Source organism: Plantibacter auratus, assembly GCF_050587365.1.
GTDB classification, from domain to species: domain Bacteria; phylum Actinomycetota; class Actinomycetes; order Actinomycetales; family Microbacteriaceae; genus Plantibacter; species Plantibacter auratus.
The window spans coordinates 422,651-439,856 of the sequence record NZ_JBOBFV010000003.1; the positions used below are offsets into that span (position 1 = coordinate 422,651).

The window sequence follows — 17,206 nt, forward strand, 5'->3', positions numbered from 1 at the left end:
GGCCCCTTTCGAGATGGGGCACGCCGGGTACGGTCGTCGTCCGACACGTCAGGAGTGAGCGCTGGGCTCGAACTCCTGGGCGGACCTGGAAGCGTCTGGCGTACCTCGATGGATTCCCGCCGGGCACATCACGTTCGTGATGGTCTGCCGCAGGCGCGGGACGTCGATTCGCTCAGTTCTTCACAGTGATCTCAGGCTATCCGTCGGTCGTCGGCCGCCGCAAGCCCTGCACGTCACCGGTCCCGATTAGGCTGGTCGTCATGCGTGCTCCGTCGGTCCCCTCGCCCGCGCGGCGTCGCCGTGCGCATCGATCGACCGCGGCCTCGCTGCTCGCCGCGCTCGGTATCGGTGCGCTCGTCGCACTCGGCGCACTGCCGACCACGCCGGCGACCGCGGCAGCTGCGAGCTCGCAGCTGAGCCGGACGCAGACGACGCCGACGCCCACCCCGAGTCCCTCGCCGAACACGCCCTCGACGGCGAGCCCGAAGCCGACGAAGCCGGCTCCCAGCAAGCCTGCCCAGCCGGCGCCGCCCACGGTCCGCGGCACGGACTTCGACCCGGGCGAGATCATCAGCGACGCGAACTTCTATGACGCGAACGCCATGAGCGAGGCGGACGTCCAGGCGTTCTTCGCCTCCCAGCCCTGTACCCCGAAAGACGGCGTGCCGTGCCTGGCGGACTTCCGTGCCAGCACCGAGTCCGTCCCGGCGGCCGAGCCCGGGCACTGCGAGGCCTACCGCGGCGCCGTGAACGAGTCGGCGGCGAGGATCGTCGCGAAGGTCGCCCACGCGTGCGGGATCAACCCCAAGGTGCTGCTCGTCCTCATGCAGAAGGAGCAGTCGCTCATCACCGGGCCGAGCGAGTACGGCTACGCGCGCGCCATGGGTTGGGGCTGCCCCGACACCGGCCCGAACTTCAGCGCGAGCTGCGACGCGGACTACTTCGGGTTCCAGAACCAGGTCTACCGTTCCGCATGGCAGTTCCGGCAGTACACGCTGTACCCGCTCAACGTGCCGGGCGAGTCCTATCAGCGGGCGTATCACCTGGGATCGGTCTACATCCAGTACAGCCCCGACGCGGCCTGCGGCGGTACCCAGGTCGACATCCGCAATCAGGCGACGGCGAACCTCTACCTCTACACGCCGTACCAACCGAACGCCGCGGCCCTCGCGAACGTCTCGGGCACTGGCGACGCCTGCAGTGCCTACGGCAACCGCAACTTCTGGCGGCTCTACACGGAGTGGTTCGGCCCCGCGGTCTGATCGCCCGGTTCGCTCTTCCAAGGATGGGCGAACGAACGGGTCATTCGCCGATGAGGAGCGCGACGCGGTCGTCGAGGTAGGCGTCGAGCGGGGTGAGCCCGAGGTCGTGCCCGGCCCAGCGGAGCATGACCGTGTCGTCGACGAGTCGCAGCGGGCCTGAACCTTCCCGGAGTGACGCCTCGTCCAGCGCGAGCTCGACGACCTCGAAGTTCACGACGTCGCCCTCGGCGAACGGGCCGCGGTGGGCCGCCTGCTGCGCGATCCGGCGGTGCTCGACCTCCGAGGAGCGGTGGTTGAACCACTTCGGCTCCACGGCCCGAGTGGATTCGGCGGCGGTGAAGAGGCGACCGTCGGCCGAGAGCAGGACGACCCCGAGGCGCCACGCCCGGCCGATCGGCCGCAGCGCGGGTGCCCGCTTCACGAGCGGGAGTCCGCGGGGTGTGTAGACCTCCGCCAGGGCCTCGTCACGCACGCCTGCGGCTTGGAGACGCGCGCCCGCCTGCAGGAGCAGCTCGCGCAGCGCGGTCACCGTCGGTCGCCGATCAGAGGACGTCGTCGCGACCGGACAACTTGAGGGCGTCCACGACGCTCTTCACCCGCTGCGCGTTGGCGCTCGTGGTGACGAGCAGGGCGTCCGGGGTGTCGACGACGACGATGTCCTGCACACCGATGAGGCTGATGACCCGACCGGTCTGGCTGACGACGATGCCGCTGGAGGCGTCCGACAGCACCCGCGCGTTCTCACCGAGGATGGCGAGGTCGGACTTGCGCCCACCGGAGTTGAGCTTGGCGAGCGAGGCGAAGTCGCCCACGTCGTCCCAGTCGAAGTGCGCCGGCACGACGGCCATGCGACCGGCGGCCGCGGCGGGCTCAGCCACGGAGTAGTCGATCGCGATCTTCTCGAGCGCCGGCCAGACGCGGTCGACGACCGGGCCACGGGCCGCCGCGTCGTCCCAGACTTCGGCGAGTTCGAGGAGACCCGCCAGGAGTTCAGGCTTCTGCCGACCGATCTCCTCGAGGAGGACGTCGGCTCGCGAGATGAACATCCCGGCGTTCCAGAGGTGCTCGCCGCTCGAGACGTACCGCTTGGCCGTGGCGAGGTCGGGCTTCTCGACGAAGGAGTCGACCAGCATGACCCCTTCGGCCCCGCGGATGCCGAGGTCGCGGGCGCTCTTGATGTAGCCGAAGCCGATGGCGGGCTCCGTGGGCTGGATGCCGATCGTGACGATGTAGCGCTCCTCGGCGGCCGTGACGGCCTGGGCGACCGCGGCCCGGAACAGGCGGTCGCCGCGGATCACGTGGTCGGCGGCGAACGAGCCGACGATGACGTCGGGTTCGCGACGGACGAGGATCGCTGCGGCGAGCCCGATCGCGGCGGTCGAGTCGCGCGGCTCGCTCTCGAGGACCACGTTGGCGTCGGCGAGGTCGGGCAGCTGCTGTTCGACGGCCGCGCGGTGCGCACGCCCGGTGACGACCATGATGCGCTGGTCGCCGGCGATCGGCGCGAGGCGGTCCCAGGTGGCGCGCAACAGCGTGCTGCCGGAGCCGGTGAGGTCGTGCAGGAACTTGGGTGCGTCGGCTCGCGAGAGCGGCCAGAGACGACTGCCGATGCCGCCGGCCGGGATCACTGCGTAGAAGCGTTCGAGGGGCGTGGTCATCCCCCGAGCGTACCGCCAGGCTCCAGGCTGAGGACGACGGCACGGAAGCGTCATCTGACGGGTTTACGATGAGCGCCAGATCGAGCACGAGAAAGAACGGTACGAGCATGGCTGGACGCAACGTCCTCGGGATCCCGATCCCGTCCTTCGGCAGCAAGCAGGCTCCCCCGGTCCCCGTCGGTCCGCCGGACGCAGCGGACCTGGACGGCCGCAACAGCATCGTCAACGCCTGCATCTACCGCCACGGTTCCCGCAGCTCGACGCTCACCTCACTCGAGGACACCTTCCGCGCGCTCCATGAGACCCCGGACGGCGTCGCATGGATCGGGCTCTACCGGCCCGACGCCGGCGAGCTCGGCGTCCTGGCGGCTGAGTTCGGTCTGCACCCGCTCGCCGTCGAGGACGCCATCACCGCGCACCAGCGGCCGAAGATCGAGCGGTACGACGACGTCCTGTTCGTCGTCCTCCGGGCCGCCAACTACGTCGACGAGACCGAGACCGTCGAGTTCGGCGAGCTGCACGTCTTCGTCGGTCCGAACTTCGTCATCACCCTGCGGCACGCCGAGTCCCCCGACCTGTCGCACGTGCGGGCGCGGATGGAGCAGGAGCACGAACTCCTCGCCTATGGTCCGCAGGCGATCCTGTACGCCATCATCGACGCCGTCGTCGACGGCTACGGTCCGGTCGTCGCCGGGCTCTCGAACGACATCGACGAGATCGAGGAGCAGGTCTTCGTCGGCGAATCCCAGGTGTCCCGCCGCATCTACCAGCTCTCCCGCGAGGTCATCGCCTTCGAACGGGCGACGCACCCGCTCAGCGACGTGATGCTGTCGCTCGAGCAGGGCAGCGCGAAGTACGGGGTCGCCGACGAATTGCAACGCGGCCTCCGCGACGTCGCCGACCACCTCACGAGCGTCAACCAACGGATCGACGCCTACCGCGAGCTGTTGCGCGACATCCTGACCGTGAACAGCACCCTCGTCGGGCAACGCCAGAACGAGGAGATGGCGAAGATGACCGAGGCGAGCCTCAAGCAGGGCGACGAGGTGAAGAAGATCTCCTCCTGGGCCGCCATCCTGTTCGGCCCGAGTCTCATCGCGGGGATCTACGGCATGAACTTCACCCACATGCCGGAGTTGTCGTGGTGGTTCGGCTACCCGATGGCGCTCGCGCTCATGGCCACCACGAGCGTCATCCTCTACAAGGTGTTCAAGCGTCGGAACTGGTTGTGAACACCCGGTGTCGCGCGGTCGTCGCGCAGATGTCCGGCCTCTCTCGACGTCGAGACAGTTAGGCCAGCCTTAGCGGCGGGACCGCGCATCCCACGCCTACACTTGGTCCAGCGCGCCGATTCGACGCACGGCAGGCAACAACCCCCGCACGGCAGAACGATCTGCCGCAGATAGCGACTATCAGGGAGGACCTCGTGACCGCGAGTCTCACGCGAACGTCACCGTTGGAATCCACGACATCCAAACGCCCGGCCGGCACCCTGTACCGGGGCCGTGAAGGCATGTGGTCGTGGGTGCTCCACCGGATCACCGGCGTCGCCATCTTCTTCTTCCTCCTCGTGCACGTCCTCGACACCGCGCTGGTGCGGGTCTCCCCCGAGGCGTACAACGCGGTCATCGGCACGTACAAGAACCCCATCATGGGGCTCGGTGAGGTCGCGCTCGTCGCCGCCATCGCCTACCACGCGTACAACGGCATCCGCATCATCCTCATCGACTTCTGGTCGAAGGGCACCAAGTACCAGCGGCCCATGTTCTGGATCGTCATCGGTCTCTGGGTCGTGACGATGCTCGGCTTCACGCCGCGCCACCTGATCAACGTGTTCAGCGAGATGGGCCACTGATGACGACGATCGCCGCTCCCCGCACCCCCGCTCGTCCCGCGCGCCGCAAGGGCGTCAACTGGGAGAAGTGGGGCTGGATCTACATGCGCGTCTCCGGCGTGATCCTGCTGGTCCTCATCTTCGGCCACCTGTTCGTCAACCTCATGGTCGGCGACGGCATCAAGGCCATCGACTTCGCCTTCGTCGGTGGCAAGCTGTCGAACCCCTTCTGGCAGTGGTGGGACGTCGCCATGCTGTGGCTCGCACTGATCCACGGCGGAAACGGCATGCGCACCATCGTCAACGACTACGCCACGGGTCGCACGATCCGCGGTGTCCTCAAGGTCGCGATCCTCGCCGCCGTCACCATCCTCATCATCCTCGGGACCCTGGTCGTCTTCACCTTCGACCCGTGCCCCGCCGGCGCACCTGCAGACCTGCTCGCGTCGTTCTGCCCCGCCAACTGAGCAACCGAGACCGAGCAACGGAAACCGTGACTACAGAAACCACCGAGTCCACCGTCATCGACGGCATCCACTACCACCAGTTCGACATCGTGATCGTCGGTGCCGGCGGTGCCGGCATGCGCGCCGCGATCGAGGCCGGCCCCGGAGCGAAGACGGCCGTCATCTCCAAGCTCTACCCGACGCGGTCCCACACGGGAGCGGCGCAGGGCGGTATGGCCGCTGCGCTCGCGAACGTCGAGGAGGACAGCTGGGAATGGCACACCTTCGACACCATCAAGGGCGGCGACTACCTCGTCGACCAGGATGCGGCGGAGATCCTCGCGAAGGAGGCCATCGACGCGGTCATCGACCTCGAGAACATGGGTCTGCCGTTCAACCGCACCCCCGAGGGCAAGATCGACCAGCGTCGCTTCGGCGGCCACACCCGCGACCACGGTAAGGCGCCGGTCCGCCGCGCCTGCTACGCGGCCGACCGCACTGGCCACATGATCCTGCAGACGCTGTTCCAGAACTGCGTCCGCCTCGGCATCAACTTCTTCAACGAGTACTACGCACTCGACCTGATCATGACGAACGTCGACGGCGTCGACAAGCCGTCCGGTGTGGTCGCGTACGAGCTCTCCACCGGCGAGATCCACGTCTTCCAGGCGAAGGCGGTCATCTTCGCCACCGGTGGCTTCGGCAAGATCTACAAGACGACCTCGAACGCACACACCCTCACGGGCGACGGCGTCGGGATCATCTGGCGCAAGGGTCTCCCGCTCGAGGACATGGAGTTCTTCCAGTTCCACCCCACCGGCCTCGCCGGTCTCGGCATCCTCCTCACCGAGGGAGCCCGAGGCGAGGGTGCGATCCTCCGGAACGCGAGCGGTGAACGCTTCATGGAGCGGTACGCCCCGACCATCAAGGACCTCGCCCCGCGAGACATCGTCGCGCGCTGCATGGTCCAGGAGGTCGCGGAAGGCCGCGGTGCCGGGCCGAACAAGGACTACGTCTACCTCGACTGCACCCACCTCGGTGCCGAGGTCCTCGAGACCAAGCTGCCCGACATCACCGAGTTCGCGCGCACCTACCTCGGTGTCGACCCGGTGACGGAGCCCGTCCCGGTCATGCCGACCGCGCACTACGCCATGGGCGGCATCCCGACGAACGTCAAGGCCGAGGTCCTGAGCGACAACAACACCGTCGTCCCCGGTCTGTACGCGGCCGGCGAATGCGCGTGCGTGTCCGTCCACGGCTCGAACCGGCTCGGCACGAACTCGCTCCTCGACATCAACGTGTTCGGCAAGCGCGCCGGCAACAACGCCGTCGAGTACGTCCAGGGCGTCGACTTCACGCCACTGCCCGAGAACCCCGCCGGCTTCGTCTCCGGCCTCATCGAGCAGATGCGGAACTCCAACGGCACCGAGCGGATCTCCACGATCCGCAAGGAGCTGCAGGAGGAGATGGACCGTAACGCCCAGGTGTTCCGGACCGACGAGTCCCTCGCCGGCGTCACCGCCACCATCCACAACCTGCGCGAGCGGTACCAGAACATCGCCGTCCAGGACAAGGGCAAGCGCTTCAACACGGACCTCCTCGAGGCGATCGAGCTGGGCTTCCTGCTCGACCTCGCCGAGGTCGTCGTCTACTCCGCTCGCAACCGTCAGGAGAGCCGTGGCGGTCACATGCGCGACGACTACCCGAAGCGCGACGACGAGAACTACATGAAGCACACGATGGCGTACCTGTCCGGCGACCCGCACTCGTCCGACGCGGCCGACCACATCCGGCTCGACTGGAAGCCCGTGGTCATCACGCGGTACCAGCCGATGGAGAGGAAGTACTAGCGATGAGCACTGCAACGCTCGAGAACCCGCCGGCAGCAGCACCGGAGGAGATCCAGTCCTTCACGGTCACCCTGATCATCCGTCGATTCGACCCGGACGTGGACGCCGAGCCGCGCTGGGAGGACTTCGACGTCGAGATGTTCCCGACGGACCGCATCCTGGACGCGCTCCACAAGATCAAGTGGGAACAGGACGGGACCCTCACGTTCCGTCGCTCCTGCGCGCACGGCATCTGCGGCTCCGACGCCATGCGGATCAACGGACGGAACCGCCTCGCCTGCAAGACGCTGATCAAGGACCTCGACATCTCGAAGCCGATCTACGTCGAGGCGATCAAGGGCCTGCCGCTCGAGAAGGACCTCGTCGTCGACATGGACCCCTTCTTCGCCTCGTTCCGCGAGGTGCAGCCGTTCCTCATGCCCGGCAAGCCTGCGGAGAAGAACAAGGAGCGCGTGCAGTCGGTCGCCGAGCGCGCCCGCTTCGACGACACCACGAAGTGCATCCTGTGCGCCGCGTGCACCTCGTCGTGCCCCGTGTTCTGGACCGACGGCCAGTACTTCGGCCCGGCGGCGATCGTGAACGCGCACCGCTTCATCTTCGACTCCCGCGACGACGCCTCGCAGGTCCGCCTGGACATCCTCAACGACCAGGAGGGCGTGTGGCGCTGCCGCACCACCTTCAACTGCACCGAGGCGTGCCCCCGCGGTATCCAGGTCACGCAGGCGATCGCCGAGGTCAAGCAGGCCATGATCTCCGGCAAGGTCTCCTAGCCCACACCCGGTTCATCCGTCCGGCCCAGCGCACTGCGCTGGGCCGGACGTGTTCGTGCAGGGCGACCTGTTCGTCGAGCGACGTCAGGCCAGCGCGGCAGCTCTGGCTTCAGCCGGTGACGCGGCGCTCAGGGCGTCCATGGCCATGGCACGAGCCGCCTCGAGCGTGTAGCGTCGCAACTCGCTCCGGACGTCGCCGAGCGCGGCCGGGGTGACCGAGAGACTCGTCGCCCCGAGGCCGACGAGCACGACCGCGAGGGCCGGATCCGCTGCCGCCTCCCCGCAGACGCCGATCGAGCGCCCCGAGGCGAGACCGGCGTCGCCGACGAGCTTGACGAGCCGCAGCACGGCCGGGTGCCACGGGTCCTGATACGAGCCGAGCGGCCCGAGCAGACGGTCCGCCGCGAGCGTGTACTGCGTCAGATCGTTAGTTCCGATGCTCACGAAGTCCGCGACCCCGAGGATCTGCGCGGCGAGCAGTGCACTCGACGGCACCTCGATCATGGTCCCGACCGTCCGCAGGCCGAGCCGCTTGGCGAGGGTCACGAACGCCGCGGCCTCGGGGAGGTCGGCGATCATCGGGGCCATCACCCAGAGGTCCGCCTCGTGGGCGTCCTGTGCGAGCGCGAGCGCCGTGAGCTGGTCTCGGAGCACCTCGTCACGAGCTCGGAGCGCCCGGATACCCCGCACCCCGAGCGCCGGGTTGGGCTCGGCCTCGTCCGGTCGGAGGAAGGCGAGCGGCTTGTCGGCTCCGGCGTCGAACACCCGGACGACGACCCGCTTGCCCGGGAACGCCGCGAGCAACTCGCCGTAGCGGTCAGCCTGCTCGGCGACGCCCGGCGCCTCCGCGCGGTCGAGGAAGAGCAGCTCGGTGCGGAACAGCCCGACCCCCTCGGCGCCGAGGGCCAGGGCACCGGCCGCGCCGGCGACGGACCCGAGGTTCGCGAGCAGGGGCACCGGGGTGCCGTCGGCGAGTTCGCCCGGCGAGCGCGGTGAGACCCGCACGCGCTCGGCCGCGGTGGACCTGGCCGACCGCACCTCGCGTTTCGTCGGCGACCCGGTGACGACCCCGGCTCCGGCGTCGACGAGGACGATCTCACCGTCCTCGAACTGCTCGGCTCCGGCGACGCCCACGACGGCGATGAGGGACTGCTCGCGCGCGAGGATGGCCGTGTGCGAGGTCGCCGAGCCGCCACTCGTGACGAGTGCCAGCACCCGATCGAGGTCGAGGAGCGCAGCGTCTGCCGGAGCGAGGTCCGCGGCGACGAGGACGAACGGCTCGTCCGACTCGGGTGGTCCGGGGACAGGTCGGCCGAGCAAGCGCGCGATGACCCGTTGCGAGACATCACCGACGTCGGTCGCGCGCGCCGCCATCGGCTCCCCCAGGTTGAAGAGGACCTGCTGGACCGTCGCCAGGGCCTCGAACACGGCGCGCTCCGCGGAACGCCCCGCTGCGATGCGCGTCGCGACGTCCTCCGCGAGTGCGGGATCATCGGCCATGACCGCCTGCGCTTCGAGCACGTCCTGCGCATGTCCGCCGGCTCGTCGAGCCCGCTCCTCGAGGTCGGCCCGCGTCGCGCTGAGCGCCGCGACGGCCCTGGCTTGTTCGAGCGTGACGTCCCCGCCGAACGGGTCGGCACTCGGTTCGGGCAGCGGCTCCGGCATGCGGAGCACGGGACCGGCGACGACGCCGCGTCCGACGCCGGTGCCGGTGAACGTGCGTTGCCCCTCCGCCTCGCGCATGGTTCGACCCTAGTGCACCGCCTCTCCCCCGGTCCGGCCCGCTTGTAGGCTGGTCCGGTGACCAATCCGCGTGCGCCGAGGAAGGACTCCGCCGACGCGCCGGACGCCGGTACGACCCCCAGGGTGCGGCTCCAACAGACGCCACCGCCACTCGTGTTCCAATGGATCCAGAACAGCGAGAACCCGTTCATCCGACGGCTCGCGCCCCGCGCGGCGAGAGCGGAGCGCGCCACGACGTGGGTCATGCGGCTGAAGCCCTATCGCGTCATCCATCGGTATCTCGCCATGGACGGCAACCTCCTGGCCGCCGGGATCAGCTTCCAGGCCGTCTTCGCCGTGTTCGCCGCGGTCTACGTCGGATTCGCCATCACCGGCATCTGGCTCGGCAACAACGCCGAGGTCTTCCAGGCGCTGGTGGAGATCATCAACCGCGCCGTCCCCGGCCTCATCGGCACCGACGGCGAAGGCATCATCGCCGAGGAGCAGTTGTCGAGCGCCTCGCTGCTCGGCTGGACCGGGGTCATCGCCGCCGTCGGTCTCATCTGGACGGCGATCGGCTGGCTGTACTACACCCGGCAGGCGGTCAGGTCGATCTTCGCGCTCCCGAAGGTCGCGGCCAGCTTCTTCCTGCTCAAGGTCGTCGACCTCGTGCTGGCACTCGCCTTCGGCGTCCTTCTCCTCGTCTCCGCGACGCTGTCGGTCGCCAGCACACAGGCACTCAGCTGGCTGCTGTCACTGGTCGGCTTGGAGGGCACCTTCTGGGTGACCGTCGGCAGCCGGGTCGTCGGGCTGGTCGTCGCGGTGGTCGTGAACCTCGTCACCCTCGGCGCCATGTACCGCGTGCTCAGCCGGATCCGAATCCCGTGGCGCAACCTCTTCGGAGGCGCGCTCCTCGGCAGCCTGGTGCTCTCACTCCTGAGCGTCGCGAGCAGTGCGGTGATCGCCGGGGCCTCCCGGAACCCGTTGCTCGCGACCTTCGCGGTGTTCATCGGCCTCATGCTGTGGTTCAACCTCGTGAGCCGCGTCATCCTCGCCTCCGCCGCCTGGATCGCCGTGGGGCTCGACGACCAGGGCATCAGTGTGCGCACGACGACGCCGGAGGAGCAGGCGGCCGAAGAGCTGGCGGCCAGGAGGCTGATCGCCGAGGCGGAACTGCGGGAGGCTCGCGAATCCCTTCGGCGCGCCAAGGGCCCGGCGGTCTGGTTCGCCCGCAGGCGCGTCCGGCACGCCGAGGAGGCCTCGGCCGACCTCATCCGAGAGCACGGCGAAGCCCCCGAGTCGCCAGCGGCGGACGCGTCGGACCCGCCCCATCGCCGACGCCAGGGCGGGCGCCGGGGCCAGGGCGTTGTCGGCCCCCGCGACTAAGCTGGAGGCATGTCTGCACCCCTCCGCATCGCCAGTGTCAACGTCAACGGAGTCCGCGCGGCCTTCCGCAAAGGGATGGGCGACTGGCTCGAAGACCGCGGGGTCGACATCCTCGCTCTGCAGGAGGTCCGCGCCGCGACGAGCGACCTCGAGACGCTCTTCGGACCGGAGTGGAACATCCTGCACGATGCCGCGACCGCCAAGGGGCGCGCCGGCGTCGCGATCGTCAGCCGTCGCTCGGCGGGCATCCACCGCGTCGCCCTCGGAGCCGACGACTTCGACAGCGCGGGTCGGTGGATCGAGGCCGACTTCGACATCGACGGCACCCTCGTCACGGTCGTGAGCACCTACGTGCACTCCGGCGAGGTCGACACACCCAAGCAGGTCGAGAAGTTCCGCTTCCTCGAGGCGATGCTCGAGCGGCTGCCCGCGCTGCGCGAGCACAACCCGCTGTCCCTCGTCGTCGGCGACCTCAACGTCGGCCACACCGAGCTCGACATCAAGAACTGGAAGGGCAACGTCAAGCGTGCCGGCTTCCTGCCTGCCGAGCGGTCCTACTTCGACCGCTACCTCGGCCCGGCGGGCGAGACCGTGACGGGGGTCGACGGCGTGACCGGCACCGGCCTCGGCTGGGTCGACATCGGGCGTCAGTCCGCCGGCCAGGTCCCCGGTCCCTACACCTGGTGGTCCCAGCGCGGCCAGGCCTTCGACACCGACACCGGCTGGCGCATCGACTACCAGCTCGCCACGCCCGAGCTCGCAGCCCTCGCGTCCGGTTACACGATCGACCGGGCCGCCGCGTACGACCAGCGATGGTCCGATCACGCCCCCGTCGTCGTCGACTACGCCGTCTGACCCTCCGGCATCACGCCACCCCACCACTCCGTGCCCCGGCTCCGGCCGCTCATCCCTCTGCGAGAACCCACATGACCAAGCCACGCCTGTACTCCGGCATGCAGCCCTCCGCCGACTCGCTCCACCTCGGCAACTACATCGGTGCCCTCCTGCAGTGGAAGCAGATGCAGCAGGAGCACGACGCCTTCTTCAGCATCGTCGACCTGCACGCGATCACGGTGCCGCAGGACCCCGCCGAGCTCCGCGAGAAGACCCGTCGCACGGCCGCCCAGTACATCGCCGCAGGCATCGACCCCTCGGCGTCGACCCTGTACGTCCAGTCGCACGTCCCGGCGCACGCACAGCTCGCCTGGGTGCTCAACACGATCACCGGCATGGGCGAGGCCGCGCGCATGACGCAGTTCAAGGACAAGTCGGCCAAGCACGGGCGCGACGCCTCGTCGGTCGGGCTCTTCGCCTACCCGATCCTCATGGCGGCGGACATCCTGCTCTACCAGACCGACATCGTGCCGGTCGGCGACGACCAGCGGCAGCACATCGAGCTCACGCGCGACCTCGCCGAGCGGTTCAACGCCCGCTTCGGCGACACCTTCGTCGTCCCGAAGGCGCAGATCCAGAAGGACTCCGCACGCATCTACGACCTCCAGAACCCGACGTCGAAGATGTCGAAGTCCGCCGAGACCCCGGCGGGGATCATCTGGTTGCTCGACGAGCCGAAGGTCACGCAGAAGAAGATCATGCGTGCGGTCACCGACAACGACGGCGTCATCGCCTTCGACGCACAGGAGAAGCCCGGTGTCTCGAACCTGCTGAGCATCTACTCCGCGATCACCGGCTCCCCCATCGAGGCCGTCGTCGGCGAGTTCGAGGGTCGTGGCTACGGCGACCTCAAGAAGGGTCTCGCCGAGGTCGTCGTGGGCGAACTCGAGCCGGTCCGTGCGCGCGCGCTCGAGCTCCTCGACGACCCCGCCGAGCTCGACCGCCTGCTCGCGGTCAACGCCGCCCGCGCGACCGAGGTCGCCGAGCAGACCCTCGCAGAGGTCTACGACCGCGTCGGACTCCTCCGCCGCGCCTGATCCCGCCCGCGTTCGCCCATCTTCGGGCGAACGGATCACGACAGAACGGCCCGCCCTCCGCGAGGAGGACGGGCCGTTCCGGTCGGTCGGGACTACTGCACGTCGTCGTCGACCCAGTCGAAGGTCTTCGTGACGGCCTTCTTCCAGTTGCGGTAGAGGCGGTCGCGCTCCGCGGAGTCCATGTTGGGCTCCCAGCGCTTGTCCTCCTGCCAGTTCTTCGCGAGGTCGTCGAGGTCGGACCAGAAGCCGACGGCGAGACCGGCCGCGTAGGCAGCGCCGAGCGCCGTGGTCTCGGCGACGACCGGTCGGATGACCGGCACACCGAGGATGTCGGCCTGGAACTGCATGAGCGTGTCGTTGGCGGTCATGCCGCCGTCGACCTTGAGCTCCGTCAGCGGGACACCCGAGTCGGCGTTGACGGCGTCGATGACCTCGGCCGTCTGGAACGCGGTCGACTCGAGGGCGGCCCGGGCGATGTGGCCCTTGTTGACGTACCGGGTGAGCCCGACGAGCGCACCGCGGGCGTCCGGACGCCAGTACGGCGCGAACAGCCCGGAGAACGCCGGCACGAAGTACGCGCCACCGTTGTCCTCGACGGTCTTGGCGAGCGCCTCGACCTCGGGAGCGGAGGAGAACATGCCGAGGTTGTCGCGCAGCCACTGGACGAGCGAACCGGTCACGGCGATCGAACCCTCGAGCGCGTAGTGCGGCTTCGCGTCGCCGAGCTTGTAGCCGAGCGTCGTCAGCAGACCGTTCTCGGAGTGGACGATCTCCTCACCGGTGTTGAAGATGATGAAGTTACCGGTGCCGTAGGTGTTCTTGGCCTCGCCCTGCTGGAAGGCGGCCTGACCGAAGGTCGCCGCCTGCTGGTCGCCGAGGATGCCGGCGATCGGCGTCTCGCGGAGGAGGCTGTCGTCGGACGCGTGGCCGTAGATCTCGGAGGAGCTCTTGATCTCCGGGAGCATCGACTTCGGGACGCCGAACGCCTTGAGGATCTCGTCGTCCCACTGCAGGGTCTCGAGGTCCATGAAGAGCGTGCGCGAGGCGTTGGTGACGTCGGTGACGTGCACGCCGCCGTTGACACCACCGGTGAGGTTCCAGATGACCCAGCTGTCGGTCGTGCCGAAGAGGAGGTCGCCCGCCTCGGCCTTCTCACGAGCACCCTCGACGTTCTCGAGGATCCAGACGATCTTCGTGCCGGAGAAGTAGGTCGCCAACGGCAGGCCGACGGTCTTCTTGAAGCGCTCGACGCCACCGTCCGCAGCGAGGCGGTTCACGATGTCCTGGGTGCGCGTGTCCTGCCAGACGATCGCGTTGTAGACGGGCTGACCGGTGGTCTTGTCCCAGACGACGGCGGTCTCGCGCTGGTTCGTGATGCCGATGGCCGCGATGGCGTGCCGGGTGATGTTGGCCTTGCTGAGCGCCTGGCCGATGACCTCGCGGGTGTTGTTCCAGATCTGGTTCGGGTTGTGCTCGACCCAGCCGGCCTTCGGGAAGATCTGCTCGTGCTCGAGCTGGCCCGTCGAGACGATCGATCCGCTCTTGTCGAAGACGATGGCCCGGGAACTCGTCGTCCCCTGGTCGATTGCGATGACGTAGTCCGCCATTGGATACTCCTTCGTTGCGTGCGTTGCGAGGTGAGGCACCGGAACCGGTACCCCGGGGTGCCGCGGCGGTGATCGTGTCCGGTCACCGCCGCAGCGTCAGGTCAGACGGCCGGGAGCAGCACCATCGAGGCGAGGGCCGCGAGGACACCACCGAGCAGGGGGCCGACGACCGGCACCCAGGCGTAGGACCAGTCGCTCTTGCCCTTGCCCTTGATGGGGAGGAGGGCGTGGGCGATGCGCGGACCGAGGTCACGTGCCGGGTTGATCGCGCAGCCCGTCGGGCCACCGAGGGAGGCACCGATACCGACGACGAGCAGGGCGACGGGAAGGGCGCCGAGGGCCGCGAGTCCCCCGGGGACGCCCTCGATGACCACCGCGTCGGGGCCGGTCTTGCCGAAGGACATCACGACGAAGACGAGGACGAAGGTCGCGATGACCTCGGTCACGAGGTTCCAGCCGTAGCTGCGGATCTCCGGACCGGTCGAGAAGACACCGAGCTTCTTGCCCGGGTCCTCCTCCTGGTCGAAGTGCTGCTTGAAGGCGAAGTACGTCAGCACGGCACCGATGAAGGCACCGACCATCTGCGCCGCCCAGTAGACGAGCGCCGTACCGAAGTCGATCGACCCCGTGGTGAGGAAGCCGATCGTGACGGCGGGGTTCAGGTGTCCGCCGGAGGCGTAGGACACCGTGACACCGGCGAAGACCGCGAGGCCCCAACCGAAGTTGATGAGCAGCCAGCCGCCACCGAGGCCCTTGGATTTCGTGAGGATCGCCGTGGCGACCACACCGGTACCGAGGAGGACGAGCATCGCCGTCCCCACGGTCTCGGAGAGGAAGATGGTTCCGAGGTTCATGTCTTCATTGACCTTTCATAGGTGTGGCCGTGTGGGGGCCGACGCCGAGGCGCGAGCCCCCGCTGGGCGAGGTTGCACTGACCAGTTGCTTGTAAGATAGCCAGCTCCTGTTGCACAGGACAAGGGCCTTGCCTGCACATTCGTGCATTATGAGAACGCCGGGGCCTCCTTGGCGGCGTCGACCCGGAGGTCGACCTGGTGGGCGTCGCGCAGGCGGTCGAGCGCTGCGGTGATCTGCGCGGCCCGCTCGGCGTCGTCCCACCCGATGACACCGCCGACGACGCGGGCGATCTCGTCGACGAGGCCGGCGGTCAGCGATCCGGTGAAGGCGAGGCTCGTACGACGGTGCAGCACGTCGGAGAGGTGCACGACCTGCTCCTGCTCGACGAGGAACTCCAGCTCCTGCACGCTGTAGTCGGCAGCGCCCTGCAAGCGGTCGTCGCCGTGCTCGGACAGGTGCTCGAGGAGTGCGGCGGCCTTCGTGCCGTACCGGCCCAGCAGCTGCTCGGCACGCTTGGCACCGATGCCGTCCTCGTGCGCGGCGACCCAGGTGCGCGTCGCCGAGTCGGTGCGCGGGAAGCCGGCGCCGCCGCCGATCGCGAGGCCGAGGGTCTCCACGGGGCGCGGGGCCCCGATGGTGTTGAGCACGTCCGTGCTGAGGTGCTCGGCGAGGGCCCGGAAGGTGGTCCACTTGCCGCCGACGAGGCTGAACACGGTGGTGGACGGACGTGCAGCGGCGGCCCGACGCTCGATCCGGTAGTCGCGCGACACGAAGCCGGGGGCCTCGTCGTCGTGCTTCGGCAGCGGGCGGATGCCGGAGAACCGGTAGACGATCTGCTCGCGCGAGGTCGCGATGGTCGGGAAGACGTGCTTCACCAGGTCGAAGAAGTAGTCGACCTCCTCCTCGGTGCAGACGCTCGGGGTGCTCGGGTCGGCGTCGATGTCGGTCGTGCCGACCATGACCTTGCCCTTGAGCGGGTAGATGAGGACGATGCGGCCGTCCTCGTGCTCGAAGAAGATCTCGCGCCCCTTGGTGGCCGCGTAGAGCTCCGGGTTGTCGAGGACGATGTGCGAGCCCTTCGTGCCGCCCATGTAGGTCGTCGGCTCGCCGAGGCCGGCGTTCGTGAGGTCGGTCCAGGGGCCGGAGGTGTTGACCACGACGTCGCTCGTCACGGTGAAGGTCTGGCCGGTGACGGTGTCGCGGAGCTCGACGCCGTCGGCTCCCATGCCGACCGCCTCGACGTAGTTGACGGCGCGGGCGTGCGGGCCGGCGGCGAGGCCGTCCATGAGGACGTCGAGTGCGAGACGCTCCGGGTCGTGCATGGAGGCGTCGTAGTAGGTCGCCGTGTACTTGAGGCCCGGGTTCATCTTCGGCAGGTCGGCGAGGGACTTCTTCCGGCCGTGGAAGCGGTGACGCGGCACGCTACCGCCGTCACGGGAGAAGGAGTCGTACGCGGTGAGGCCGACCTTGATGAGCAGCGCGCCACGCTCCTGCGGCTTGCCCTGCTTGTGGGTGAGGAAGCGCAGCGGTGCAGAGAGGATGCCCGAGAAGGTCGAGAAGATCGGGACCGTGGTCTCGAGCGGCTTCACGTAGTGCGGCGCGATCTTGATGAGCCCGTTGCGCTCCTGCACCGACTCCTGGACGAGGCGGAACTCGCCGTTCTCGAGGTACCGGATGCCGCCGTGGATCATGTGGCTCGACGCGGCAGAGGCGCCGGAGGCCCAGTCGTTGCGTTCCACGAGCGTGACGTCGACGCCCTGGAGCGCGAGGTCGCGGAAGGTCGCGATGCCGTTGATGCCGCCGCCGATGATGAGCACCGACGCCTGCGGGCGGTCGATGACGGACTGGACGGTGGAACGGGGAGCTGACGACTTGAGGGACATGA

At 68.7% G+C, this 17,206-nt stretch carries 15 protein-coding genes; 9 read left to right on the forward strand and 6 right to left on the reverse strand.

What is annotated here, in order from left to right; all coding sequences use genetic code 11:
* The first annotated feature begins 260 nt into the window (after positions 1–260).
* The gene (locus ACQ3HE_RS14840; protein ID WP_430893263.1) at positions 261–1,262 is read left to right on the forward strand and encodes a hypothetical protein; all 1,002 of its coding nucleotides are present in this window, start codon (positions 261–263) and stop codon (positions 1,260–1,262) included.
* A 40-nt stretch (positions 1,263–1,302) separates the two neighbouring features.
* Here ACQ3HE_RS14840 and ACQ3HE_RS14845 read toward each other — a convergent pair whose 3' ends face one another.
* Positions 1,303–1,791, reverse strand: a complete 489-nt coding sequence (locus ACQ3HE_RS14845; protein ID WP_079707335.1) for a hypothetical protein — start codon at positions 1,789–1,791, stop codon at positions 1,303–1,305.
* 13 nt (positions 1,792–1,804) lie between these two features.
* Complete coding sequence (locus tag ACQ3HE_RS14850) at positions 1,805–2,920, reverse strand: mannose-1-phosphate guanylyltransferase (protein WP_064294827.1); 1,116 nt, start codon at positions 2,918–2,920, stop codon at positions 1,805–1,807.
* Between the two features lie 107 nt (positions 2,921–3,027).
* On the opposite strand from ACQ3HE_RS14850, the gene corA reads away from it, so the two are divergent.
* The 5 genes from corA to ACQ3HE_RS14875 all read left to right on the forward strand — a co-directional run bounded on the left by corA (position 3,028) and on the right by ACQ3HE_RS14875 (position 7,820).
* Complete coding sequence (gene corA / locus ACQ3HE_RS14855) at positions 3,028–4,152, forward strand: magnesium/cobalt transporter CorA (RefSeq protein WP_071262530.1); 1,125 nt, start codon at positions 3,028–3,030, stop codon at positions 4,150–4,152.
* A gap of 194 nt (positions 4,153–4,346) precedes the next feature.
* On the forward strand, positions 4,347–4,775 hold the full coding sequence (gene sdhC / locus ACQ3HE_RS14860) for a succinate dehydrogenase, cytochrome b556 subunit (RefSeq protein WP_255376691.1): 429 nt from the start codon (positions 4,347–4,349) through the stop codon (positions 4,773–4,775).
* Positions 4,775–5,221 (forward strand): succinate dehydrogenase hydrophobic membrane anchor subunit, encoded by a 447-nt coding sequence (locus tag ACQ3HE_RS14865; RefSeq protein ID WP_064294824.1) that lies wholly within the window; start codon positions 4,775–4,777, stop codon positions 5,219–5,221. Before sdhC ends, ACQ3HE_RS14865 begins: the two co-directional genes overlap by 1 nt.
* 26 nt (positions 5,222–5,247) lie before the next feature.
* Complete coding sequence (sdhA, locus tag ACQ3HE_RS14870; protein ID WP_086474106.1) at positions 5,248–7,050, forward strand: succinate dehydrogenase flavoprotein subunit; 1,803 nt, start codon at positions 5,248–5,250, stop codon at positions 7,048–7,050.
* A gap of 2 nt (positions 7,051–7,052) precedes the next feature.
* Complete coding sequence (locus ACQ3HE_RS14875) at positions 7,053–7,820, forward strand: succinate dehydrogenase iron-sulfur subunit (RefSeq protein ID WP_064294822.1); 768 nt, start codon at positions 7,053–7,055, stop codon at positions 7,818–7,820.
* 84 nt (positions 7,821–7,904) lie between these two features.
* On the opposite strand, the gene ptsP is transcribed toward ACQ3HE_RS14875, so the two are convergent.
* A complete protein-coding gene (gene ptsP / locus ACQ3HE_RS14880; protein WP_430893264.1) occupies positions 7,905–9,563 on the reverse strand; it encodes a phosphoenolpyruvate--protein phosphotransferase in 1,659 nt (552 codons plus the stop codon).
* A gap of 57 nt (positions 9,564–9,620) precedes the next feature.
* Between ptsP and ACQ3HE_RS14885 the strand changes: the two genes are divergently transcribed.
* The 3 genes from ACQ3HE_RS14885 (at position 9,621) to trpS (ending at position 12,859) form a co-directional block, all read left to right on the forward strand.
* Positions 9,621–10,928, forward strand: coding sequence for a YihY/virulence factor BrkB family protein (locus tag ACQ3HE_RS14885; RefSeq protein WP_430893265.1), 1,308 nt, complete (start codon positions 9,621–9,623; stop codon positions 10,926–10,928).
* Between the two features lie 9 nt (positions 10,929–10,937).
* Positions 10,938–11,783, forward strand: a complete 846-nt coding sequence (locus tag ACQ3HE_RS14890) for an exodeoxyribonuclease III (protein WP_079707339.1) — start codon at positions 10,938–10,940, stop codon at positions 11,781–11,783.
* Between the two features lie 71 nt (positions 11,784–11,854).
* Complete coding sequence (trpS, locus tag ACQ3HE_RS14895; RefSeq protein ID WP_159879465.1) at positions 11,855–12,859, forward strand: tryptophan--tRNA ligase; 1,005 nt, start codon at positions 11,855–11,857, stop codon at positions 12,857–12,859.
* A gap of 92 nt (positions 12,860–12,951) precedes the next feature.
* On the opposite strand, the gene glpK is transcribed toward trpS, so the two are convergent.
* From glpK to ACQ3HE_RS14910, 3 genes are all read right to left on the reverse strand, one after another.
* Positions 12,952–14,466, reverse strand: a complete 1,515-nt coding sequence (gene glpK / locus ACQ3HE_RS14900) for a glycerol kinase GlpK (RefSeq protein WP_079707342.1) — start codon at positions 14,464–14,466, stop codon at positions 12,952–12,954.
* Positions 14,467–14,567: 101 nt separating this feature from the next.
* Positions 14,568–15,320 (reverse strand): MIP/aquaporin family protein, encoded by a 753-nt coding sequence (locus ACQ3HE_RS14905; RefSeq protein ID WP_430893266.1) that lies wholly within the window; start codon positions 15,318–15,320, stop codon positions 14,568–14,570.
* 147 nt (positions 15,321–15,467) lie between these two features.
* Positions 15,468–17,204, reverse strand: coding sequence for a glycerol-3-phosphate dehydrogenase/oxidase (locus tag ACQ3HE_RS14910; RefSeq protein WP_430893267.1), 1,737 nt, complete (start codon positions 17,202–17,204; stop codon positions 15,468–15,470).
* Between the last annotated feature and the right edge of the window lie 2 nt (positions 17,205–17,206).